Below are 22,015 nucleotides of genomic sequence, written 5' to 3'. Positions count from 1 at the left end.
CGGGTAGCTTCCAAGATGCAGGCGTTGCAACTCCACAAGGGGAGAAGTTTTCGCTCTGCCATAAAACGACGCATGCCGATGATCAAAACAACGGCCTGCGCAAATCGTCCAGGGCACCTTGACGATCAATGAGGAAATGCCATGCGTGCAATCGCATTTTTCGCCGTCGTGTCCGTTGCGACTGCTATCACGAACCAATCTCAGGCGCAGGATGCCGCCGCGGGTGAGAAGGTCTTCGCCAAATGCAAGGCCTGCCACGTCGTCGACGAGGACAAGAACAAGATCGGTCCGTCGTTGAGCGGTGTTATCGGCCGGACGGCCGGCACGCATCCGGGGTTCAAATATTCCAAACCCATGACCGAGGCGGGTGGATCCGGCGTCAAATGGGATGAAGCCACGCTGACGACCTATCTTCGCGATCCCAAGGCCATGATCAAAGGCACAAAGATGGCGTTTCCCGGCCTCAAGAAGGACGAGGATCTTGCCAACGTCATCGCCTATCTGAAGCAATTCTCCAAATAACCCGGTTTTTCCGTTAGGAAATAACCCGGTTTTTCCGCTGGAAGTAACGCGACTTCGCCGGCCGTTCGAAACTGCGTTCGGCCGGCGCCCACCCTGTGGTTGGCGCCGCTGGTCAAGCGGCGTCTTGCAGCCTCTGCATGGCGGACGGCAGGTCGAGCAGACCGTCGCAAACGAGGTCGGCGCCAAGCTCTTCAACGGCAATTTGGGTGTAGCCGCCACGCAGCAGAATGACGGGCATGCCGGCGGCGCGCGCGGCGGCCACGTCGGCGCTGCTGTCTCCGACCATCAGCGTGTCACGAGGCTCGACCTGAAGCTGGTCGAGCGCCAGCAGCAGAGCGTCGGGCGCCGGTTTCAAGGATGTCACCGCATCTCCGCCGACGATCGCGCCGAGATAGTCCGTCAGCCCAAAATGCAGCAGGATTTCGCGGGCCGCCAACTGCGGCTTGTTGGTCACCACGCCCATGGCTATTCCACTCAAGTGGAAGTGCGTGAGAACCTCCCTGACGCCAGGCATCAGCCTTGTCAGGCCGGTCAGATGTCTGCGGTAGATCGGCGCCATGGCGCGGTTGGCCTCATCGAGCGCGCTGCCGAGAAGCGGCGTGCCGGAAGCCGCGAAGGCTCGCTCGATCAGTTTCCTGACGCCGCCGCCGATCATGGCCTTGACCTGCTCCAGGCGCAGCGGCGGCAGATCGCGGCCGGCCAGCAACTCGTTGACTGCGGCCGTTATATCAGGCGCCGAATCGACCAGCGTGCCGTCGAGATCGAACAGGATTGCCTTCGGCGATCGAAACGGCCTGCCCATGCCGACGTTCATGCGGCGTCCTTCCACTTGATCGAGCAGCCGATCGAAGCGATCTGGTCGAGCGGTCCGTCGCCGGTTCGGGCAATTTGCTTCATCGCCTCGAACAGGTCGCGTCTCAGCCCGGGCGGTCCGGCGTCGCGCCGCGCCGCGTCCAGCCGGCCGCGATATTGCAGCGTCAAGTCGCTGTTGAGCCCGAAGAAATCCGGAGTGCAAACGGCTCCATAGGCACGCGCCACCGTCTGGCGCTCGTCGTGGAGGTAGGGGAAAGTGAAGCCGTTCGTCCTGGCGAAAAGCTTCATGTTGTCGAAGGAATCATCGGGGTAGGCGTCGGCATCGTTGGCGTTGATCGCGACAAAGCCGATGCCTTGCGCCTTGAGGTCGTTGGCGTCGCGGACGATGCGTGAAATCACAGCCTTCACATAGGGGCAGTGGTTGCAGATGAAGGCCACCACCAGCCCGTTCGGACCGGCGTGGCTGAAGATCGAATGCGATTTGCCGTCGACGCCGGGCAAAACGGCATCGATGGCTTGCCAGCCGAAATCGCAGACAGGTGGGATTGCCGCCATATTTGCCCTCCGATGTGACGGTTTACGCAGCTTTCCGGATCGCCCCGTCGGCCGCCTGCCTGATGGCGTCGATATTGGCGCGATAGGCAGCCTCGGTGCCGCCCTTGAAAATGGCCGAGCCCGCGACCAGCACATTGGCGCCGGCCGCGGTGACCAGCGGAGCAGTCTCGGGCGTGACGCCGCCGTCGATCTCGATGTCGATCGGGCGGTTGCCGATCAGCGCCTTGACCCGCCTGACCTTGTCGACGACCGCCGGAATGAAAGCCTGGCCGCCGAAGCCCGGGTTGACGGTCATCAGAAGCACCAGATCGAGCCGGTCGAGCACATATTCGATGACGCTTTCCGGCGTCGACGGGTTCAGCGACACGCCGGCCTTCTTGCCGAGATTCCTGATTGCCTGCAGCGAACGGTCTAGATGCGGCCCGGCCTCGGCGTGCACGGTGATGATGTCGCAGCCGGCATCGGCGAAGGCGGCGAGATAGGCGTCGGCCGGCGCGATCATCAGGTGGCAGTCGAAGATCTTGTCCGTTCGGTCACGGATCGCCTTGATCACCGGCGGACCGAAGGTGATGTTGGGCACGAAATGGCCATCCATCACGTCGAGATGGATCCAGTCGGCGCCCGCCCGGACGACCGTTTCGACCTCGTCGCCGAGCCGCGAGAAGTCCGCAGAAAGCACCGAGGGCGCGATGATTGTCTTAGTACCCATGGTCGTCGGCTCCCATTCTGTCTTCCGTTTCCGGTCGCTGCACACCAACCGGCGTCGTCTTGTCAGCGCGCCTTCGTCTCCGGTTCGCCTTCGAGCTTACCTTCCGCGAACACGCGGCTGCCGCGAATATCGGATTCCTCAATGGTGATAAGGTCGGTCTTCGTCAACGCCCGGTCGCGCGACGCGAAAAGCCGGTTGGCCTGGCGAAGCCGCGCCCGGTCGAGCCCATTGCGGACCGAGCGGGCGTTGGAGAAATGCGGCAGCCGCATGCGGATCGGGAGATACTCTTCGAGCGCCTTGGCCGCCGCTTCGCTGAGACGGTAATTCTGTTCCGCCAGCATGATCTCGGCGATCGATTTGAGCTCGCCGACGCCGTAGTCGGGAAAATCGAGGTGGTGGGCGATGCGCGAGCGCATGCCGGGATTGCTGTCGAAGAAGCGGTCCATCTTGTTCTTGTAGCCGGCAAGAATCACAACCAGATCGTCACGGTTGTTTTCCATGCATTGCAGCAGGATTTCGATCGATTCCTGGCCGTAGTCGCGTTCGTTCTCGGGCTTGTAGAGATAGTAGGCCTCGTCGATGAAAAGCACCCCGCCCATGGCGCGCTTGATCACCTCGCGGGTCTTGGGCGCGGTGTGGCCCACATACTGGCCGACGAGATCGTCTCGCGTCACCGCGACCATGTGGCCTTCGCGGACATAGCCGAGACGATGCAGGATTTCGGCCATCCTCAGCGCCACGGTGGTCTTTCCGGTGCCGGGATTTCCCGTAAAGTTCATGTGCAGCGTCGGCGCGCCCGAGGTCAGCCCGAACTTGCGGCGAAGCCGGTCGACCAGGAGCAGCGCCGCGATCTCGCGGATGCGGGTCTTGATCGGCTTCAAGCCAACGAGCTCGCGGTCGAGCTTGTCCATCACCTCGTCGATGTTGGACGCCTCGAACTCGGCCTGCAGATCGACCGATTCGTCCTGCGCGGCAGCGCCCTTTGCTATCGCGTCCAGCATGGTTTCGCCTAGCTCCGCTCGCCTTCGGGCCTGTCGGTCGCATAAGGCACGATCGAATAGCCCTGGCTGCGGCCGTCGCGCTCCTGGCGCAGCAGCCGGAACCCGGGTTCGCTGGGCGGACGGTTGACGATGAACGACATGCGCGGCGCTTCCCAGCCCTTGGTCGAATCGAAGGCGGTGACCCGGACATACATGTTGGCCATGGCTTTCCGGCAATTGTTGATTTCAAGCAGGATGCCCGCCGGGTCCTTCAGGTCGAACATCGGGTTGCCGTACATTTCCCAATAGGTGTTTCGCGGATGCGGATCGTCCGTGTACTCGACGCTGACCGCCCAGTGGTTTTTCAGCGCGTATTTGATCTGCGCCGAAATCTGCTCATCGGTCAGGTCGGGCAGGAACGAAAACTGTCCCTGCGTGACCTTGTTTCCCGGATTGGTCATCATGGCGACGGTTCCTTTCGTCTAGAAGCTGGGCGTTGCGGTTGGCACGAAGTCGGCCGTGTCGGTCGATTCGTAGTTGAAAGTGACGTCCTTCCAGGTCTCCAGGGCCGCCTTCAGCGGCGTGCACCATCTGGCCGCCTGTTCGAGGATTTTGGTCCCTTCGCGCAGATAGTCGCGGCCCTCGTTGCGGGCGAGGATCATCGCCTCCAACGCGACGCGATTGGCCGTCGCACCGGCCTGGATGCCGTCTGGATGGCCGATCGTGCCGCCGCCGAACTGCAGAATGACGTCCTCGCCGAGATAATGGATCAACTGGTGCATCTGGCCGGCATGGATGCCGCCCGAGGCGACGGGCATCACCTTGTTGAGCGAGGCCCAGTCCTGATCGAAGAACAGCCCGGTTTCGAGGTTCTGCGGCGTGCGCTCCTCGCGCAGCGTGTCATAAAAACCCTTGATCATCAGCGGGTCGCCTTCCAGCTTGCCGACCACCGTGCCGGCATGGATGTGATCGACGCCGGCCATCCGCATCCATTTGCAGATGACACGAAAATTCATGCCGTGGTTCTTCTGGCGTGAATAGGTCGAGTTGCCGGCGCGGTGCAGGTGCAGGATCATGTCGTTGCGGCGTGCCCATTTGGCCATTGACTGGATCGCCGTGTAGCCAATGACGAGGTCGATCATGACGATGCAGGAGCCAAGCTGTTTTGCGAATTCGGCGCGCTCGTACATCTCCTCCATCGTGCCGGCGGTGACGTTGAGATAATGGCCCTTGACTTCGCCGGTGGCGGCGGACGCCTTGTTCACAGCCTCCATGCAGTAGAGGAAGCGGTCGCGCCAGTGCATGAAGGGCTGCGAGTTGATGTTCTCGTCGTCCTTGACGAAGTCGAGGCCACCCTTCAGCGCCTCGTAGACGACGCGGCCGTAATTGCGGCCTGACAGGCCAAGCTTCGGCTTCGTCGTCGCGCCGAGCAGCGGCCGGCCGAACTTGTCGAGCCGCTCGCGTTCCACCACGATGCCGGTCGCCGGGCCCTGGAAGGTTTTGAGGTAGGCCACGGGAACGCGCATGTCCTCGAGCCGCAAGGCCTTGACCGCCTTGAAGCCGAACACGTTGCCGATGATCGATGCCGTCAGGTTGGCGATCGAGCCCGGCTCGAACAGGTCGAGGTCGTAGGCGATGTAGGCGAAGTACTGCTGCTCGGTCTTGGTGCCGGGACCTGTGTTCGGCACCGGCTCGGATTTGAACGCCTTGGCGCGGTAGAGCTCGCAGGCGGTCAGCCTGTCGGTCCACACCACGGTCCATGTCGCGGTCGAGGATTCACCGGCGATGGCGGCGGCCGCCTCCTCGTGGTCGACGCCGGGCTGCGGCGTGATCCGAAACATGGCGATCAGGTCGGTCTCCTTGGGCCGGTAGTCCGGCTCCCAATAGCCCATCTTCTTGTAGGGGATGACGCCCGACTTGTAGCGTTCGCTGCCTTCCTTGAGCGTGCCCGCTGACGGCATGTCGATCTTGTTCATGACAGGTCTCCTGGTTGCCGCTCAGGCGGCTTTCGCGGTTGCGATTTGCGGGTCGAGCTTTCCCGCGGCGTAACGTTTCGCCATCTCGTCCATGGCGATTACCCTGATCTTCGAGGCGTTGCCCGCGGTGCCGAAGCGTTCGAAGCGATCGCGGCAAAGGTCGCGCAAGGCGTCCATGGCGGGTTTCAGGAATTTGCGCGGATCGAACTCGCGCGGATCCTCCGTCGCGACGCGGCGGAACTGCCCGGCCATGGCCATGCGACAATCGGTGTCGATGTTGACCTTGCGCACGCCGTAGCGGATGCCGCGCTCGATCTCCTCGACCGGAACGCCAAACGTCTGGGGCATCTCGCCGCCATATTTGTTGATGATGTCCTGCAGTTCCTGCGGCACGGAGGAAGAGCCATGCATGACCAGATGCGTGTTGGGCAGCTTTTCGTGGATCGCCTCGATCACCTGCATGGCGAGGATGCCGCCGTCGGGCTTGCGGCTGAATTTGTAGGCGCCGTGCGAGGTGCCGCAGGCAATCGCCAGCGCGTCGACCTGGGTGGCGGTGACGAAGTCGACCGCCTGATCGGGATCGGTCAAAAGCTGGTCGTGGGAAAGCGCGCCTTCGGCGCCATGGCCGTCCTCGGCCTCGCCCTGGCCGGTTTCCAGCGAGCCGAGCACGCCGAGCTCGCCTTCGACGGAAGCGCCGACCCAATGCGCCATGCGGGCGACACGTTCGGTGATGGCGACGTTGTAGTCGTAGCTCGCCGGCGTCTTGGCATCCGCCATCAATGACCCGTCCATCATCACCGAGGTGAAGCCGTGGCGGATCGCCGAAAGGCAGGTGGCTTCGTTGTTGCCGTGATCCTGATGGATGCATAGCGGAATGGCCGGATGCATTTCGGTCAACGCCTCCATCATCTTGGCCAGCATGACGTCGTTGGCATAGGAGCGAGCGCCGCGTGAGGCCTGGATGATGACCGGCGCGTCGCAGGCCTTGGCCGCCTCCATGATGGCAAGGCCTTGTTCCATGTTGTTGATGTTGAATGCCGGAACGCCGTAGCCGTGCTCGGCGGCATGGTCGAGAAGCTGGCGAAGGGTGATGCGGGCCATTGTCGGGTCCTCTTAGCTGCGGAAGTTGGGCTAGATGATGAGCTTCAGCGCCGCTGCGGCGACGGCTTCGGGCGTGATGTCGAAATGCCGGTAAAGATCCGGGGCAGGGGCGCTGGCGCCAAAACCGGCCATGCCGACGAAAGCGCCGGTGTCGCCGATCCAGCGATCCCAGCCGAGCCGCGCCGCGGCTTCGACGGCAATGCGCGGCGCCGAGCCGAGGACGGACTTCCGGTAGTCCGCATCCTGTTCCTCGAAAAGCTCCCAGCACGGCATCGAGACGACCGCGGCGGCGATGCCGTGCTCGGTCTCCAGCCGTTCGGCGGCGGCAACGGCGATCTCGACCTCCGAGCCGGTGGCGATCAGCGTCACGGCGCGGTGCTCGGCCGGCTCGCGCAGGATGTAGGCGCCCTGGCTCGACCGGTCCTCATCGCTGTGTGGCTCGTCGCTGTGTGCTTGGCGCAGCATCGGCAGGTTCTGGCGCGAGAGCACCAGCACGCTCGGCCGGTTCTTGCTCTTCAGCGCCAGTTCCCAGCACTCCGCCGTTTCGATGATGTCGGCCGGACGAAAGACGTTGAGGTTCGGCGTCGCCCGCAGCATCGCCAGATGCTCGATAGGCTGGTGGGTCGGGCCGTCCTCGCCGAGACCGATGGAATCATGCGTCATCACATAGACGACGCGCTGGCCCATCAGCGCCGAGAGCCGCATCGCGCCGCGCGCATAGTCGGCAAAGCACAGGAACGTGCCACCATAAGGCACGAAGCCGCCATGCAGTGCGATGCCATTCATGGCCGCGGCCATGCCGTGCTCGCGGATGCCGTAGTGGATGTAGCGGCCGGCATAGTCATCAGGCGCTATGCGATCCATGCCCTTGGTGATCGTCAGGTTCGAATGCGTCAGATCGGCGGAGCCACCGACGGTCAGGTCGGTTGCGGCGTTGATTGCGCCGAGCGCCATTTCGGAGGCTTTTCGCGTGGCAACCTTGGTCGCCTTCTCGGCATGCTCCTTGCGGAAAGCGCCGAGCGCTTCGAAGACCGCGTCGGGCAGGTTGCCGGCGATCGCGCTCTCGAAGGCCTCGCGCCGCGGCGAGGCGGCAAGCCGCTGCTCCCAGGCGCGCCGCGCCGCTTGCCCGCGCTCGGCAATTTCGCGCCAGGTGAAAAGGATGTCGTCCGGCACCTCGAACGGCGCGTAGGTCCAGCCGATGTTCTCGCGCGTCGCGGCGATCTCCGCATCGCCCAGTGGCGCGCCATGCGTCTTCTCCGAGCCGCCCAGATTGGGCGCGCCCTTGCCGATCACTGTGCGGCAGGCGATCAGAGATGGTTGACTCGACTGCTGCGCTGCTTCGATTGCCGCAGCGACGGCTTCCATATCGTGGCCGTCCACCGATTGGACGTGCCATCCAGCGGCTTTGAACCGTGCCGGCTGGTCCATCGATGTCGACAGCGACGTCGGTCCGTCGATCGAGATCGCATTGTCGTCCCAGAAGACGATCAGCCGGGAGAGCTTCAGGTGACCGGCAAGGTCGATCGCCTCATGGCTGATGCCTTCCTGCAGGCAGCCATCGCCGGCGATCACGTAGGTATAGTGGTCGACGAGATCGGCGCCATGGCGGGCAGCAAGCATACGCTCCGCCAGCGCCATGCCGACGGCGGTCGAGATGCCTTGTCCGAGCGGGCCGGTCGTCGTCTCGATGCCGAGCGCATGGCCATATTCGGGATGTCCGGCGGTGCGGCTGCCCAGCTGGCGAAACCGCTGCAATTCCTCGATCGGCATGTCTTCAAAGCCGAGCAGGTAGTGCAGCGCATATTGCAGCATCGAGCCGTGCCCGGCCGAAAGCACGAAGCGGTCGCGATCGGGCCAGTTGGGCGCCGACGGATCGATGTTGATGAAGCGGCTGAACAGCACCGTCGCGACATCGGCCATGCCCATCGGCATGCCCGGATGGCCGGAATTGGCCTTTTGGACGCTGTCCATCGCCAGTGCGCGAATGGCGTTCGCCATGTCGCGCTCCGAGACGGCGGCGACGGGCTTCAATGCTGCTGCTTGGCTGTTCATGGCGTCCTCCTCACGACACACGGTTCTTGCGTTCGATCAATTGCAGGATGAGCGGCGTCAGGATCAGCTGCATGGCAAGGTCGAGCTTGTTGCCTGGCACCACTATGGAATTCGGTCGCGACATGAACGAGTCGTGGATCATCGAGAGCAGGTAGGGGAAATCGATGCCGCGGGGATTGGCGAAGCGGATGACCAGCATCGATTCGTCAGGCGTCGGAATCCAGCGCGCGATGAATGGGTTGGACGTGTCGACGATCGGCACGCGCTGGAAGTTGATGGCGGTCTGCGAGAATTGCGGGACGATGTAGCGGACATAGTCCGGCATGCGGCGCAGGATCACGTCCATCACCGCCTCGGTGGAATAGCCGCGCGTTGCGCGGTCGCGATGAATCTTCTGGATCCATTCGAGATTTATGACCGGCACCACACCGATCCTGAGGTCCGCGTGCTTGGCGAGGTTGATCTTGTCGGTGACGACGCAGCCATGCAGGCCCTCGTAGAAGAGCAGGTCGCTCGGAGGGAATTCGCGCCATTCGGTAAAATGTCCCGGCGGCGTGCCGTACTGCTTCTCCTCTTCCTCGTCATGGATGTAGGTGCGGGTCTTTCCGGTTCCCCGGCGGCCATATTCCTCAAACACCTCTTCGAGGATCGCGAGTTCGTTGGCTTCGGCATTGAAGTGGGTGAAGTTCGGATTGCCCGCCTTCTCCTCCTCGGCCACCTTTGTCTTCATCGTGGCGCGGTCGTAGCGGTGAAAGGCATCTCCTTCGATGAAGGCGGCTTCGATATTCTCGCGCCGGAAGATCAGATCGAAGATGCGCTTGACCGAGGTGGTGCCTGCGCCCGACGACCCGGTGATGGTGATGATGGGGTGCTTTGCCGACATGGTGCTCAGGCCCTGAACAGGCCGCGGCGGCTGAACAGCGGCGCACGCTCGCCGATGGCGCTGGGCTCGGTGTGATAGCGGGTGATGCGCGCGACTTCCCGCGCCGATCCGAACACCACGGGCACGCGCTGATGCAGGCTCTCGGGTTCGATTTCGAGGATGCGGGTGATCGTATCGGTGGCGGCACCGGCCGCCTGCTCGATGAGATAGGCGATCGGGTTGGCCTCATAGACGAGGCGCAGCCGTCCCTGGCGATAACCCTTGCGCTTGTCGCCTGGATACAGGAATACACCGCCGCGCATCAATATGCGGTAGCAGTCGGCGACCAGGGAGGCGATCCAGCGCATGTTGAAATCCTTCTCTCTTGGGCCTTCGATACCTTCGAGGCAATCGTCGATGTAGAGCCGCACCGCCTCGTCCCAATGCCGGTAATTGGCGGCGTTGATGGCGAACTCTTGGGTGCGCTGCGGGATGATCCGGCTCTCGTAGGCCTGGACGAAGGTGCCGAGCCTGGTCGAGAGAACGAAGACATGCGTGCCGCTGCCGAGCGACAGAACCAGCGCCAGCTGCGGCCCGTAGATGAAGAAGCCGGCGCCCAGCTGGTTCACGCCTGCCTGCAAAAAAGAGGCGGCCGGATTTCCGTCCGGCGCGCCAGTTGCAGGGAGGAGCGAGAAAATCGTTCCAATCGATACGTTGGTGTCGATGTTGGAGGAGCCGTCGAGCGGGTCGATGGCGATGGCGAGAGGCGCTTTGCTGTCGAGCAGGACCGGCTGCTCCAGTTCCTCGGAGGCGTAGAGCGCGACCGGAGCGTGGCGCATGGCGTCGAGGAAGATGTCGTCGGCGAAGATGTCGAGGTCCTTCTGGATGTCGCCGTCGGCATTGGCGCCGCGGGTCCCGGCAAAGGCAGTGCCGAGCACCCCCTGATTGATGGTGTTGCGGATCTTGGTTGCGGCCTGCGTCAACTGGCGGACAGTCGCAACGACCGCGGAGCGCAGCTCGTCCGGCTGACCGAGATAGGAATTCAGAAAAGCGTCGAGCGTTGCCGCTGGCATTGTAACCTCCCATCCAACCGCATCTCCTCGGATCGGCCGGATTGGGGAATGAAAACAAACGGTGTATGATAAGTAAAATTCAATAACTTTACTTTCGCAGTAAAAAAATTTTAGTATGGCATATGAGAAACCTCACGCTCAAGCAGTTCAAGACCGTCCAAGCAATCATCAGCCACGGGAAAATCGTCAGTGCAGCCAAGGTGTTAGGCCTGTCTCCTCCAGCGGTGACAATTCAGTTGCGGCAAGTGGAGGAGGAGTTCCAACTGGCCTTGTTCGACCGGACGTCGGACGGCATGCGTCCCACTGCCGCAGGCCTGGCCTTCGTCGAGACGGCGCAGGCGATCGAGGAGCGGCTTCGCCTGCTCGAAGACAAGATGGATGCGATCAAGGGCGTGCGCATCGGCAGCTTGAGGCTCGGCGTCGTTTCCACCGCCAAATATTTCGCGCCGCGGCTTATGGCCGGCTTCATGAAGGAGCATCCCGACATCGACATGCGGCTTGCCATCGGCAACCGCGCCGAAACGATCGACAGGCTGAAGAACCACGACATCGACATTGCGCTGATGGGACGCCCGGCGAAGGAGGTCCCGGTGCGTGCCTCGGTGTTTGGCGATCACCCGCTGGTCATCATTGCGCCGCCCGACCACCCGCTGGCGTCGGCACGCGAGATATCCAAGGAGCGGATCGCCGAAGAGCATTTCCTCATTCGCGAGCCCGGCTCCGGCACGCGCATCTCGCTGGAAATATTCCTGAGCGACGTGCCCGGCCGCATCGACGATCTCGGCGTCGAGATGGGCTCGAACGAGACCATCAAGCAGGCGGTGATGGCCGGGCTCGGCATCGCCTTCATCTCTGCCCACACCATCGCCGCGGAAACCGAAGCCGGCCGGCTGGTCATCCTCGACGTTGTCGGCATGCCGATCCGCCGGCAATGGTTTTCGGTGATGCGCAGCGATCACGCGATCTCGCCGGCCATGGCGACGTTCCACGATTTCCTGATGCGCAAGGGCGCGATGTACCTGCCCCTGTTCGGCAAGCTCTATCCGCAGACCAGAGCGGGATGACGTTGGACGGGCGGAACTCGACCTGAACGACCGACATACCAAACGCCAGAGATCGCGAGATAGCCCCGAGAAGGGAGTGGAGAACGCCCGGCGATCGTTGGCGTTAGATAAGCGATATGTTATGTTGCAGTGCGAAAGAACAGGGGCCACGTCCTTTCCACCCGTAAGCGATCTGTATGTGCGACCCCTGCAGACTGGTCGGTATTTCGGAAACCTCCCGGGCATGGGGTTCGGGAATTCGATGGGGACAAGGGGTAATGCTTTACACGCTCGTTATGATGGTCTGCCTGACGGATATGCCGCAGACCTGTGAACAACGCGAACAGATGGTGGACGGCCTGGCGATGAATCCCGGGACCGCCTTCATGCAGGCGCAGCCGCTGGTGGCCCAGTGGATCGAGACGCATCCCGGTTATTTCGTGCGGCGCTGGCGCGTGCTGCCCGGCCGGGAATCGTGAGATCCGCCGCGAAGATCGAATGAGGTTCTAATTCTTCTTCGCGGCGAGCGTTTCCGAGACGGCCTTGGACAGTTGATATAGCCGCTGCTCGATGATCGTCGGCACCTCACAGACGTAAGTCAGCGATTGGACGCGTTCGTTGAAAATTCGCGTTGCGAATTTCAGCTGTTCGGTTCGCCGTTCGACCTCGTCGGGATCTGCATCGGGTTTTTCCCGCAGCGCATCGACGTCGGACGCTTCCTTGCGCAACGCGGCGGCCATTTCGAGCTGCTTGTGGGCGTAGCGGGAAATGCCTGAGATCACGTGCGAACGCTCAGTGTCCATATGATCGAACATGCCTTGCACCAGCATCGCCATTTTCGGCGCAAGCTGCTCGGCCGGCAACGATGCGGCGAAATCCCTGATCTTCTTTTGGGCTTCGGCAATCGGCATTCGCCGGGCTGCCACCTCCTCGACCAGGGCGGAGACGGCAGGGTCCTTCGACAGGTCCTTCGCAGCGGGAGGAAGCTCCGGCCCGTTCCAGATCTGGCCGAGCGAGAGCTGCGGCACCTTGCGCTGTATGCAAGGCCAGTCCGGATCGTTGTTCGCCGCCGCCCTGGCGTTCATGCTCGGCGCGAGCATGGCAGCCACAGCCAGGCTGCGAACAAGGCTCATTCGTGCCATCAGGTATTTCCTCCCGTGTCCTGTTTCCGGCTTATCAGGCCGCGCGAAGGGTCGTAGGCGATGATGGCGGCGGCAAGGAACAGCAGTGTGCAGCCGGCAACGACGCCCAGAGACAGCCAGTCAATCTGGCCGTAGAAGGCGAAGCGGATCAGTTCGACCGCATAGGTGAACGGATTGGCGAGGCAGATTTTGTAAAGCAGGGGGCTCGCCTCCTGGATGCGCCACAAGGGATAGAGCGCCGGCGACGCGAAATAGCCGGGAAAGATGACGAAGTTCATGATGCCGGCGAAGTTTTCGAGCTGCTTGATCATCGAGGACAAAAGCATGCCGAGCGCGCAAAGCATCATGCCCGACAGGAACAGCGCCGGCAGCACCATGAGATAGCCGAGCGGCGGGCCTTTGACGCCCCAGAACCAGGCAACGATCAGGAATGCGTAGACCTGCGCGATCGATACGGCGACACCGGCGAGCATCTTCGAGACCAGCAGGAACCAGCGCGGGAAGGGGCTGACCAGCAGGGTGCGCATGTTGCCCATCTCGCGGTCATAGACCATCGACAGCGAAGACTGCATGCCCGAGAACAGCAGGATCATGCCGCACAAGCCCGGCGTGATGTAGACCTCGTACAGCACGTAGGTCTTGTAGGGCGGGATGATCGATACGCCGAGCACCTGCCGGAATCCGGCGGCAAAAATGAACAGCCAGATGAGCGGCCGAACCAGCGAGGATATGAAGCGCTCGCGCTGGTGCAGGAAGCGCAGGCACTCCCGCAGGACGACGCCTTTGAGGCAAATGAGATAGTGGCCGAGGCCGAATTTCTCGAACCTCACCGGCATGACGCCTGCGACTTTTTCGGGCATTGCGGGAGCGCTCATGGCGATATCTCCGCAGCGCCGGCTGCCTCGATGCGGCTGAGCCTCGAAAAGGCGTCGCGGATCGAACCGGCGCCGCTTGTCCTGACGACATCGGCCACCTTGCCCTTGGCGACCAGGTCGCCCTGCCGCAAGACGACGACATGGTCGCCGTCTTCAACCTCATCGATCAGGTGCGTCGCCCACAGCACGCCAATGCCCTCGGTTTCGACGAGCTTGCGAATGGTGGCGAGAATGCCGGCACGCGATTGGATGTCGAGACCGACGGTCGCCTCGTCGAGCAGCAGCAGGGCAGGGCGATGGAGCAGCGCCCTGGCGATCTCGATGCGCCGCATCTGGCCGCCGGAAAGACTGCGAGCCTTGTCATGCTGCCGGCCCGGCATGTCGACAATATCGAGCAGCGCGGCAATGCGCTGCCGGGCCTCGCGTCCTCCGATGCCATGCAGCGAGGCATGGTAGGAGAGGTTCTGGTGGACGCTGAGATCGAGGTCGAGCGTGCGGGCCTGGAACACGATGCCGACACGCCGGAGCGCTTCGCCCGAAGCACGGCTGACGTCGTGGCCGAAGATGCGGATCGATCCGCGGCGCGTGTCGTAAAGATGGCTGATCAGCGAGAACAGAGTTGTCTTGCCGGCGCCGTTGAGGCCGAGAAGAACGGTGAACGTCGCCGGCGCGATTGAGAATGACACGTCGTTGAGCGCCCGCTTCGAACCATAGGAATGGCTGACGCCGGCGACATCGAGCGCCGCCACCTCCTCTCCTGGTCCGCTTGTCCTCACATGCTGCACGCCGGCTCGCTCCCTGTCGTCGACAATAGTCTAGCACACCGGGAGTCTGGCACACCGGGAGTCTGGCGCACCGGACCCGCGCAGTCCTGCTTTCCGGTGACCCTACTTGATGGTGATCGTGCCCTTCATGCCTTTGTCGGCGAGATCGGGCACCGACCATGTATAGATGCCGGGCCGCACGGTGGTAAACTGGACCTGGATGGTGCCGTCAGCGTCGAATTCGAGCCATGCGGGTGCGCCGTTCATGTGCACCTCGAGGTCGTTGATGACGATCTGGTTGTTCCACACATTGCGGAACAGGTCGGTATGGAATTTGTACTCCAGCCCGCCCGCCGCGGTGATCTTCCAACGATAGCCCTGGCCGGCGATCAGCTGGAAGTCCTTCTGGTTGGCGGTGAACTGGTCTTCCTTGCTGCCGAGGATAAGTTCCGGCACGTCCTTGCTGGCCCGGGTTGCCTTCTCGGCTCCGGGACTGGCATCCGTCTTGGTGGCCGCACTGGCGGCCGCGTCATCGTCATCGCCGTCGTTGTCCTGCGCCCAGGCATGGCCCTGCGTGAGTGCCATGCCCACCAACGCCGCGAAAGCGACTACCCGAAATTTCCGCATGATTTCCTGCCCTTCTGCTGTTTTTCTGCCTGTTTGATTCAATGGGGGTGATTCAATTAGGCGAGACGACGACGCCCCACGGCAGCGCGCCGACGGTCACCGACTGCACCGGCTCGTCGGTCGCCACGTCGATGAAGGTGATGTCGTTCGACACACCGTTGGTCGAGATGATGGTCTTCTGGTCCGGGGTGAAGGCGAGCTGCCAGACGCGTTGGCCGACCAGCACGTATTTCTCGACCTCGTATGTCTCGGTATTGACCACCGCGACGCGGTTGGCCGGTCCGAGCGCCACATAGGCTTTCTTGCCGTCGGCGGTGATGCGCACACCTACCGGCTGGATGGATTCTGCCCTCAGGCCGGCAATCTCGAAAGTGATCTTCTGGACGACTTCGCGCGTTTGATTGTCGATCACCGAAACCGTGCCACCGATCTCGGCACTCACCCAGGCCTGCTTGCCGTCGGGCGTGAACTCGACGAAGCGCGGACGCGCATCCACCAGCACGTTGTCGGTGATCTCGTGGGACGACGTATCGATGAAATGCGCCATGTTCGTCGTTTCCGACGTGTTGACCATGGTCTTTCCGTCCGGGCTGATGCCCATGCCCTCCGGTTCGACGCCGACCGGGATCTCGGCCAGCACCTTCTTGCCCTCTATGTCGATAACGGTGACGAGATTGTCGTCCTCATTGGCGACGTAGAGCGTCTTGCCGTCAGGCGAGAGCACGAAGAGCTCCGGGTCGGGCCCGGAAGGCAAGGTATCGACGATCTCCAGGGTTGCCGTGTCGATCACCTCGATGGAATCATCGTCGCTGGCGCAGAGATAGACGTGCTTGCCGTCATGCGAGATGGTGATGCCGCGCGGACGCTGCCCGACATTGACGGTCTTCACCACCTGCATCGTCGCGGTGTCGACGACGCTCATCGTGTTGTCTTTCTCGTTGGAAACATAGGCCATATAGGCCGACGCCGGATCGGTCATGAAGCCGGTCGCCAGAATGGCGAGCGCATAAGCTCCTCTGTGCACTGAAATTCCCTCCCAATTGGCTCTACTTAAGCACGCATTTTGTTTCCGGCTCATCGACCCCGAGCGTGTCGAGCTCCGACACCTGGTGCAAAAAACCTTCCTGCGGCGATGTCGAGACGACCGATCGGCCGTCGCCGAGGAAGATCGGCTGCCGCAACTGCTGGTTCCATTTACGAAAGGTCAGTTTCTGCCCCTTGAAGGCGGCGATCGAAAAATCCTCGGAGCGGATGAAGTCGGCCATCTTCCGCGGGTCGGCGCCCTGGGTGCGGGTCGCCGCCTCGCCGAGGATGCGCACCGCGGTCCATGCCGCCATATCCTTCGACACCATGCGGCGGCCGTTTGCCTTGGCGAAGCGGTTCTGGATCTGGGTGCCGCCCCATTGCTCGCTGGCCGGATGCCAAGCCGACGGGGTGAGGCCGGCGGTGCCGGCGACCGGCCGCGGAATCCAGGTGCGGAACGGCACGTAGGTGCCGAACACCTCGCTTTCGTCGGCGACCAGCAACACATCGTGCTCCGGCAGGTCCTGGGTGAAGACAGGCATCTGCCGCTGGATCTGGACGACGCCGGAATCGGTCCGCCGTGCCGTGCCGGTGTCCTTGAATTCCTTTTCGCCGACGATCTCGCCGCCGAAGCGCGTCGCCGCCCGACGTAGCGCCTCGGCAAAAAGCTGGTCGCGCTCGTGCGAGCCGTAGATCAGCACCCAGCTCCGCCATTGCTTCCAGATGAGATATTGCGCCAGCCCGTCGGCCAGCATGCTGCGCGTCGGGATGGTGTGGAAGATGTTGGCGCGGCATTCCTCCTCGCGAAGACTGTCGTCGGTGGCGCCGGCATTGAAAATCAACACGCCGTTGTCGCGGGCAAGATCGGCGATCGACAGCAATTGCCTGGCCGAGAGGTCCGCGACCACGTAGCGGTCGCCTTTGGCGATCATGTCCTGGAAGGCCGGAACGACGTCCGCGTCCGGCTTTACCTCGGTCACGTCGAGGCTGAATTTCTGGCCGAGGAAGCTGCCGGTCGTGTTGTTGTCGGCAATCGCCACATTGCCGCCGGCAACACCTTCATCGCGCGGCGGGACGTCGAGCACCGACAAGGCCAGCTGCGGCGCATACGCACGCAAATAGCCTATCTTGATTTCGGTTAGCTTTTTTTCCGGCTTGGCCGTTGCGGTCGGTTGCTCGCCCGTCGCTTCCTGGGCCAGCGCGCCCGGAACGTTGACGCTCAGGGAAAAAAAGCACAAAAAGGCCGCGAGAGTGCCCGGCACCGCGCTCGTCATCGATAAAATTACCCGTTCTTGCGCTAAAGTCCGATTGTTGTCGGACCGGCGCGAAGTCAAGGTGCCCATGATGAGCTTAGCTGACCGGCAAAATTTATCAAACCCCGAAAGTGGACTTATCGCGTCTGCTTTAGTGTCATGCCTTGTCGCCGGAACGGCAACTGGGCGGATTTCGGTATTCGGGCCCGAGAGTGTCCTGTCCCTCATGCCGGAGAAAGTCCAATGACCAGAATGCTGGCCAGCGTCACCGGCGTCGACGAGGCGGAGATCGCGCTCTCAGGCCGCGTCGACATTATAGACCTCAAGGATCCGAAAGCCGGTGCCCTTGGGGCGGTACCCACCGAAATCATTGGCCAGGCCACCTCGTTCATCGCCGGCCGGGCGCCGGTCAGCGCGGTCTGCGGCGATCTGCCGATGGAACCCGAAACGATCCGCGCCAAGGCCGAAGAGATCGCTGCGACCGGCGTCGATTACGTCAAGATAGGCTTCTTTCCGTCGGCAAATGCCGCCGCTTGTGCGGAGGCGCTCGCGCCGCTCGCCGCGCGAACGAAGCTGATCGCCGTGCTGTTCGCCGATCTGGCGCCGGATTTCGAGCTTTTGCCGATATTTGCCAAACATCGCTTCCATGGCGCGCTGGTCGATACCGCGAACAAGGCAGACGGCCGGCTGCTCGACCATCTGCCGCCCGAGCGTATCCCGGGGTTCATCGATCGAGCGAAATCGCTTGGTCTGATGGTTGGCCTGAGCGGATCGCTGGAAGCCCCCGACATTCCGCGCCTGTTGCCTTTCGCGCCCGATTTTCTCGGTTTTCGCGGGGCGCTGTGCGGCGACGCCGGCCGCGCGGGTTCGATCAGCGCCGAGGCGGTTTCGCAGATCCGCGAATTGGTACCGCAAGAATCCCGGGCCGGCGGCCCGTCGAGCGTCGACTACCGCCTGCTGGCGGCGAGGGGCTATTCGCCCGGCACCGACCCGACACTGGGCACGGACAAGATCTTCGTGCGGGACTTTGTCCTGCCGGTCCAGATCGGCGCCTACAGCTTCGAGCACGGCCATACACAAAAGGTGCGTTTCGACGTGACCGCCGACGTGCTGCAGGTCACCGATCATCCCGAAGACATGCGCCATGTATTCTCCTACGACATCATCATGGACGGCATTCGCACCATCGTCGCGCGAGGCCATATCCAGCTTAGCGAGGCGCTGGCCGAGCAGGTGGCGACGTATATTCTGGAGAACCCGCGTGTGGTGCGCGTCACGGTAAGGGTGGAAAAACTCGAACTCGGCCCAGGCGGCGTCGGCGTCGAGATCGAGCGCAAGCGCCAAGCGGCAGGCCGCGGCGTTGCCTCCGGCCCTGCCGGCCGAAAAGACCAAAGCGCTGTTTCCCAGCCGCGACAGCAAAGGCCTGAGGTCATCAGGCCAACCATTGTCAAGCTCGGCGGCAGCACGGCCCGTGCGGCGGAAATGGAGAACTGGATCGCGGCGCTGGCAGGCTCCAGGCTGCCCATCGTGATCGTGCCTGGCGGCGGGCAGTTTGCCGACCAGGTGCGAGAGAGCCAGATTTACATGGATTTTTCCGACACCGCTGCCCACGCCATGGCGATCCTCGCCATGGAGCAGTTCGGCCAGGTCATCCTCGACCGGCATGAAAGGCTGGTGCCGGCACGGTCGCTGGACGAAATGGTGCGAGCGTTGGATGAAGGGAAGGTCCCGGTGTGGCTACCGTCGTCCTTGGCTCTGCCGGCGCCGGACATTCCGGCTTCCTGGGACATGACTTCCGATTCCCTTGCCGCCTGGCTTGCCGGCAAGCTCGGCGCGAAGGCGCTGCTCCTGATCAAGCAAACCGGCGCTTTCTTCGGCAGCGACACTATCGACGGCCTGACGGCCAGAGGCATCGTCGACGCCGGCTTCGCCGCCATGCTGCCCAACGGTGTCGATTTCCATCTCGCCGGCCCGAAAGATGCCGCCGAGGCCGGGGCGCTGCTCGCGTCGGGCGATCTGCCCGGCATCGCGATCGCGGCTCCGATCCGGCCGGCAAGAAAAGCAGGGTAGGCGATGGCGAAGCTGCATACGCCGCGCTGGGCATGGGTTCTGACCGGTTCCGGTCATTTTTTTACGGAGAGCTTCGCACTTATTCACCAACTCGAGCATTGCGATGTCTTCGTGTCGAAAGCCGCCAACGAAGTGCTGCGCATGTACAAGCTCAAGCTCGATTTCCCGGAGACGACGCGCGTGCTGCACGACAAGACGGCGAGCGCGATCCCGGTCGGCGAATTCTATCACGGTGTCTATCACACGGTCGTGGTGGCGCCGGCCAGTTCCAACACGGTCGCCAAATGCGTGCACGGCATTTCCGACACGCTCGCCACCAACGTCTTTGCCCAGGCCGGAAAATGCCGGGTGCCAGCCATCGTCTTTGCCTGCGACACCGCGCCGGAACTCGAGACCATGGCGCCGCACGGTCTGGTCAAGGTCTATCCGCGCAGCATCGACCTGGAGAATACCAACCAGCTGAAGAGTTTCGAGCGGACCGAGGTGGTCGAGTCGCTCGCCGAACTCGAAGCCTCGGTCAGACGGCGCCACGCCGAACTCGCAAGCCATGGCTGAGCGGCTGGCCTTTCTTACCGGTCATTTGGCCAAGGTCCGGCTGGAAAGGCTGCTGGCCGGGTTGGGCGAAACCGAATTTGCGTGGGAGATCATCGATATCGGCGTCAAGGTCGCGGCGCTGATGAGCGAAGACATCATCAAGCGGCGGCTCACCCTGACCGGCGGCACCGACCGCGTCATCCTGCCCGGCCGCTATCGCGGGGACATCGAGCATCTGTCGAGCCATTTCGGCGTTCCCTTTGTACGCGGCCCCGACGAGATCGCCGATCTGCCGGCCTTTCTCGGCCGGGCGGGCGTCCCGCCCGACCTTTCGCGTCACGACATGCGCATCTTCGCCGAAATCGTCGATGCGCCGATGCTGTCGGTCGAGGCGCTGGTGGCGAGGGCACGGATGCTGGCTGCGGCCGGCGCCGATGTCATCGATATCGGCTGCCTGCCGGAAACGCCGTTTCCATTGCTGGAAAAGGCCGTGCTTGAACTGAAGGCACAGGGGTTTCTGGTCAGTGTCGATTCGGCCAGCACGGACGAGCTTTCGATCGGCGCACGCGCCGGTGCCGACTACCTTCTCAGCCTAGATGAGAACACGCTGCCGTTGGCCTTCGACCACAAGGCCGTGCCGGTGTTGATCCCGTCCACGCCCGGCGACCTGGATTCGCTCGGACGGGCCATCGAAGCGGCGCAAAAGGCCGGTATCGCCTTCATCGCCGATCCCGTGCTCGACCCGATCCATTTCGGCTTTGCCGCCTCACTCGGGCGCTTCATCGAGGCGCGCCGCCGCTGGTCCGAGGTCGAGCTGCTGATGGGCACCGGCAATCTCACCGAATTGACCGATGCCGACAGTTCCGGCGTTACCGCCGTTCTGGCCGGGCTCTGCTCGGAACTTCAGATCCGAAACGTGCTTGCCGTGCATGTCAGCCCGCACACGCTGCGAACGATCGAGGAGCACGATATTGCCCGCCGCATCCTGTTTGCCGCGAAGAACGACGGTGCGCTGCCGCGGAGTTACCATCCGGGGCTGCTGCAGGTTCACGACCGCAAGCCGTTCACGGCCTCGACCGGGGATATCGATGCATTGGCGGCAGAGGTGCGCGACACCAATTTCCGCATCATGACCGCCGAGGACGGCATCCATGTCTTCAACGGCAAGGGGCATGCGGTTGCCACGGATGCGTTCGAACTCTTTGCCGGGCTTGGCGTTGAGGCCGATGGCGCGCACGCATTCTATCTCGGCGCCGAACTGATGAAGGCCGAGATCGCGTGGCGCCTCGGCAAGCGCTATGTGCAGGACGAGCCGCTCGCATGGGGCGTTGCCGCGCCGGCTCCCGAAACCGACCGCACCCGCCTTGCGGAAGCGGGCCACACGCTTCGCGCGAAGAAAGAGCGCTAAACCATGCCCTATATCAGAGAATCGATCATCACCACCGTCAACAAGACCGGCGACGTCCACATCGCGCCGATCGGCATCATCGCCGAGAAGGACGGCTGGGTCATCGCGCCGTTCCGGCCGTCGGTGACGCTCGACAATCTCGCCGAAGTGCCGTTCGCCATCGCCAATTACACCGACGACGTGCGCATCTTTGCCGGTTGCCTGACCGGCCGCAAACATTGGCCAACCGTTGCGGTTGACGGGTTTGCGGTGCCGCGGCTTGAGGCGGCGCTCGCGCATTCGGTCCTCGAAGTCGAGAGTGTCGATGACGACGCTATGCGACCTCGCCATTTCTGCCGGGTGGTGCGGGAGGAAACGCATGCGCCGTTCACCGGCTTCAACCGCGCCAAGGCGGCGGTGCTGGAACTGGCCATATTGGTCAGCCGGCTCGGCATGCTGCCGCGCGAAAAGATCGAGGCGGAAATCGCCTATCTTTCGATCGCCATCGAAAAAACCGCGGGCGAGGGCGAAAAGGAAGCCTGGGGCTGGCTGATGCAGCGCGTCGGCGATCACCTGTCGGGCGAGGATGCCAGCGGCGAGGATGCGCGGGGGTGAACGAGATATGCTGAAGCAGAGGAAGCGTTCACGGTGGCG

The 22,015-nt window shown here is 62.9% G+C and carries 23 protein-coding genes; 7 read left to right on the top strand and 16 right to left on the bottom strand.

Annotation, left to right across the window (positions count from 1 at the left end; genetic code table 11):
• Positions 1-141 precede the first annotated feature (141 nt).
• Positions 142-522: a cytochrome c family protein gene (locus tag EOC94_RS17130; RefSeq protein ID WP_127291995.1), complete on the top strand. Its 381-nt coding sequence runs from the start codon at positions 142-144 to the stop codon at positions 520-522.
• Between the two features lie 112 nt (positions 523-634).
• Here EOC94_RS17130 and gph read toward each other — a convergent pair whose 3' ends face one another.
• From gph to EOC94_RS17080, 10 genes are all read right to left on the bottom strand, one after another.
• Complete coding sequence (gene gph, locus EOC94_RS17125; RefSeq protein WP_127291992.1) at positions 635-1,336, bottom strand: phosphoglycolate phosphatase; 702 nt, start codon at positions 1,334-1,336, stop codon at positions 635-637.
• On the bottom strand, positions 1,333-1,890 hold the full coding sequence (locus tag EOC94_RS17120) for a thioredoxin family protein (RefSeq protein ID WP_127291990.1): 558 nt from the start codon (positions 1,888-1,890) through the stop codon (positions 1,333-1,335). Before EOC94_RS17120 ends, gph begins: the two co-directional genes overlap by 4 nt.
• A gap of 22 nt (positions 1,891-1,912) precedes the next feature.
• Positions 1,913-2,599: a ribulose-phosphate 3-epimerase gene (gene rpe / locus EOC94_RS17115; RefSeq protein WP_127291987.1), complete on the bottom strand. Its 687-nt coding sequence runs from the start codon at positions 2,597-2,599 to the stop codon at positions 1,913-1,915.
• 62 nt (positions 2,600-2,661) lie between these two features.
• The gene (cbbX, locus tag EOC94_RS17110; RefSeq protein WP_126105413.1) at positions 2,662-3,600 is read right to left on the bottom strand and encodes a CbbX protein; all 939 of its coding nucleotides are present in this window, start codon (positions 3,598-3,600) and stop codon (positions 2,662-2,664) included.
• An 8-nt stretch (positions 3,601-3,608) separates the two neighbouring features.
• Positions 3,609-4,043, bottom strand: a complete 435-nt coding sequence (locus EOC94_RS17105) for a ribulose bisphosphate carboxylase small subunit (protein WP_095489012.1) — start codon at positions 4,041-4,043, stop codon at positions 3,609-3,611.
• Between the two features lie 18 nt (positions 4,044-4,061).
• Positions 4,062-5,540: a ribulose-bisphosphate carboxylase large subunit gene (locus EOC94_RS17100; RefSeq protein WP_164547299.1), complete on the bottom strand. Its 1,479-nt coding sequence runs from the start codon at positions 5,538-5,540 to the stop codon at positions 4,062-4,064.
• Positions 5,541-5,576: 36 nt separating this feature from the next.
• Entirely contained in the window at positions 5,577-6,656 is a 1,080-nt protein-coding gene (fba, locus tag EOC94_RS17095) for a class II fructose-bisphosphate aldolase (RefSeq protein WP_127291985.1), read from the bottom strand.
• A gap of 30 nt (positions 6,657-6,686) precedes the next feature.
• The gene (gene tkt, locus EOC94_RS17090; RefSeq protein WP_127291982.1) at positions 6,687-8,708 is read right to left on the bottom strand and encodes a transketolase; all 2,022 of its coding nucleotides are present in this window, start codon (positions 8,706-8,708) and stop codon (positions 6,687-6,689) included.
• A gap of 10 nt (positions 8,709-8,718) precedes the next feature.
• Positions 8,719-9,591: a phosphoribulokinase gene (locus EOC94_RS17085; protein ID WP_127291979.1), complete on the bottom strand. Its 873-nt coding sequence runs from the start codon at positions 9,589-9,591 to the stop codon at positions 8,719-8,721.
• A 5-nt stretch (positions 9,592-9,596) separates the two neighbouring features.
• Positions 9,597-10,643, bottom strand: a complete 1,047-nt coding sequence (locus EOC94_RS17080; protein ID WP_095489017.1) for a class 1 fructose-bisphosphatase — start codon at positions 10,641-10,643, stop codon at positions 9,597-9,599.
• A gap of 122 nt (positions 10,644-10,765) precedes the next feature.
• Here EOC94_RS17080 and EOC94_RS17075 point away from each other — a divergent pair, with 122 nt between their 5' ends.
• Together EOC94_RS17075 and EOC94_RS17070 are read left to right on the top strand one after the other, a co-directional pair.
• On the top strand, positions 10,766-11,707 hold the full coding sequence (locus EOC94_RS17075) for a LysR family transcriptional regulator (protein WP_095489018.1): 942 nt from the start codon (positions 10,766-10,768) through the stop codon (positions 11,705-11,707).
• A 257-nt stretch (positions 11,708-11,964) separates the two neighbouring features.
• The gene (locus EOC94_RS17070; RefSeq protein WP_095489019.1) at positions 11,965-12,165 is read left to right on the top strand and encodes a hypothetical protein; all 201 of its coding nucleotides are present in this window, start codon (positions 11,965-11,967) and stop codon (positions 12,163-12,165) included.
• Between the two features lie 27 nt (positions 12,166-12,192).
• On the opposite strand, the gene EOC94_RS17065 is transcribed toward EOC94_RS17070, so the two are convergent.
• The 6 genes from EOC94_RS17065 to EOC94_RS17040 all read right to left on the bottom strand — a co-directional run bounded on the left by EOC94_RS17065 (position 12,193) and on the right by EOC94_RS17040 (position 17,391).
• A complete protein-coding gene (locus EOC94_RS17065) occupies positions 12,193-12,828 on the bottom strand; it encodes a hypothetical protein (RefSeq protein WP_127291976.1) in 636 nt (211 codons plus the stop codon).
• Positions 12,828-13,664, bottom strand: coding sequence for an ABC transporter permease (locus tag EOC94_RS17060; RefSeq protein WP_185928267.1), 837 nt, complete (start codon positions 13,662-13,664; stop codon positions 12,828-12,830). Before EOC94_RS17060 ends, EOC94_RS17065 begins: the two co-directional genes overlap by 1 nt.
• A 35-nt stretch (positions 13,665-13,699) precedes the next feature.
• The gene (locus EOC94_RS17055) at positions 13,700-14,452 is read right to left on the bottom strand and encodes an ATP-binding cassette domain-containing protein (protein WP_245465591.1); all 753 of its coding nucleotides are present in this window, start codon (positions 14,450-14,452) and stop codon (positions 13,700-13,702) included.
• A gap of 138 nt (positions 14,453-14,590) precedes the next feature.
• Positions 14,591-15,052, bottom strand: a complete 462-nt coding sequence (locus EOC94_RS17050; protein WP_245461557.1) for a hypothetical protein — start codon at positions 15,050-15,052, stop codon at positions 14,591-14,593.
• 94 nt (positions 15,053-15,146) lie between these two features.
• Positions 15,147-16,073, bottom strand: coding sequence for a YVTN family beta-propeller repeat protein (locus EOC94_RS17045; RefSeq protein WP_185928266.1), 927 nt, complete (start codon positions 16,071-16,073; stop codon positions 15,147-15,149).
• A 67-nt stretch (positions 16,074-16,140) separates the two neighbouring features.
• Entirely contained in the window at positions 16,141-17,391 is a 1,251-nt protein-coding gene (locus EOC94_RS17040) for an ABC transporter substrate-binding protein (RefSeq protein WP_127291968.1), read from the bottom strand.
• A gap of 222 nt (positions 17,392-17,613) precedes the next feature.
• Here EOC94_RS17040 and EOC94_RS34585 point away from each other — a divergent pair, with 222 nt between their 5' ends.
• Genes EOC94_RS34585 through EOC94_RS17020 form a run of 4 tightly spaced genes read left to right on the top strand, consistent with a single transcriptional unit; the run spans position 17,614 to position 21,976 of the window.
• Positions 17,614-19,440 (top strand): (5-formylfuran-3-yl)methyl phosphate synthase, encoded by a 1,827-nt coding sequence (locus tag EOC94_RS34585; protein WP_127291964.1) that lies wholly within the window; start codon positions 17,614-17,616, stop codon positions 19,438-19,440.
• A 3-nt stretch (positions 19,441-19,443) separates the two neighbouring features.
• Complete coding sequence (locus tag EOC94_RS17030) at positions 19,444-19,995, top strand: flavoprotein (protein WP_126105428.1); 552 nt, start codon at positions 19,444-19,446, stop codon at positions 19,993-19,995.
• On the top strand, positions 19,988-21,382 hold the full coding sequence (locus EOC94_RS17025) for a DUF6513 domain-containing protein (RefSeq protein ID WP_127291961.1): 1,395 nt from the start codon (positions 19,988-19,990) through the stop codon (positions 21,380-21,382). Before EOC94_RS17030 ends, EOC94_RS17025 begins: the two co-directional genes overlap by 8 nt.
• 3 nt (positions 21,383-21,385) lie before the next feature.
• Complete coding sequence (locus EOC94_RS17020) at positions 21,386-21,976, top strand: DUF447 domain-containing protein (protein WP_127291959.1); 591 nt, start codon at positions 21,386-21,388, stop codon at positions 21,974-21,976.
• The last annotated feature ends 39 nt before the right edge of the window (positions 21,977-22,015 follow it).

It is taken from the genome of Mesorhizobium sp. M6A.T.Ce.TU.016.01.1.1 (assembly GCF_003997065.1).
Classification (GTDB): Bacteria; Pseudomonadota; Alphaproteobacteria; order Rhizobiales; family Rhizobiaceae; genus Mesorhizobium; species Mesorhizobium mediterraneum.
The sequence above is the reverse complement of the archived record's forward strand: the minus strand, read 5'-3'. Positions and strand labels throughout refer to the sequence as shown.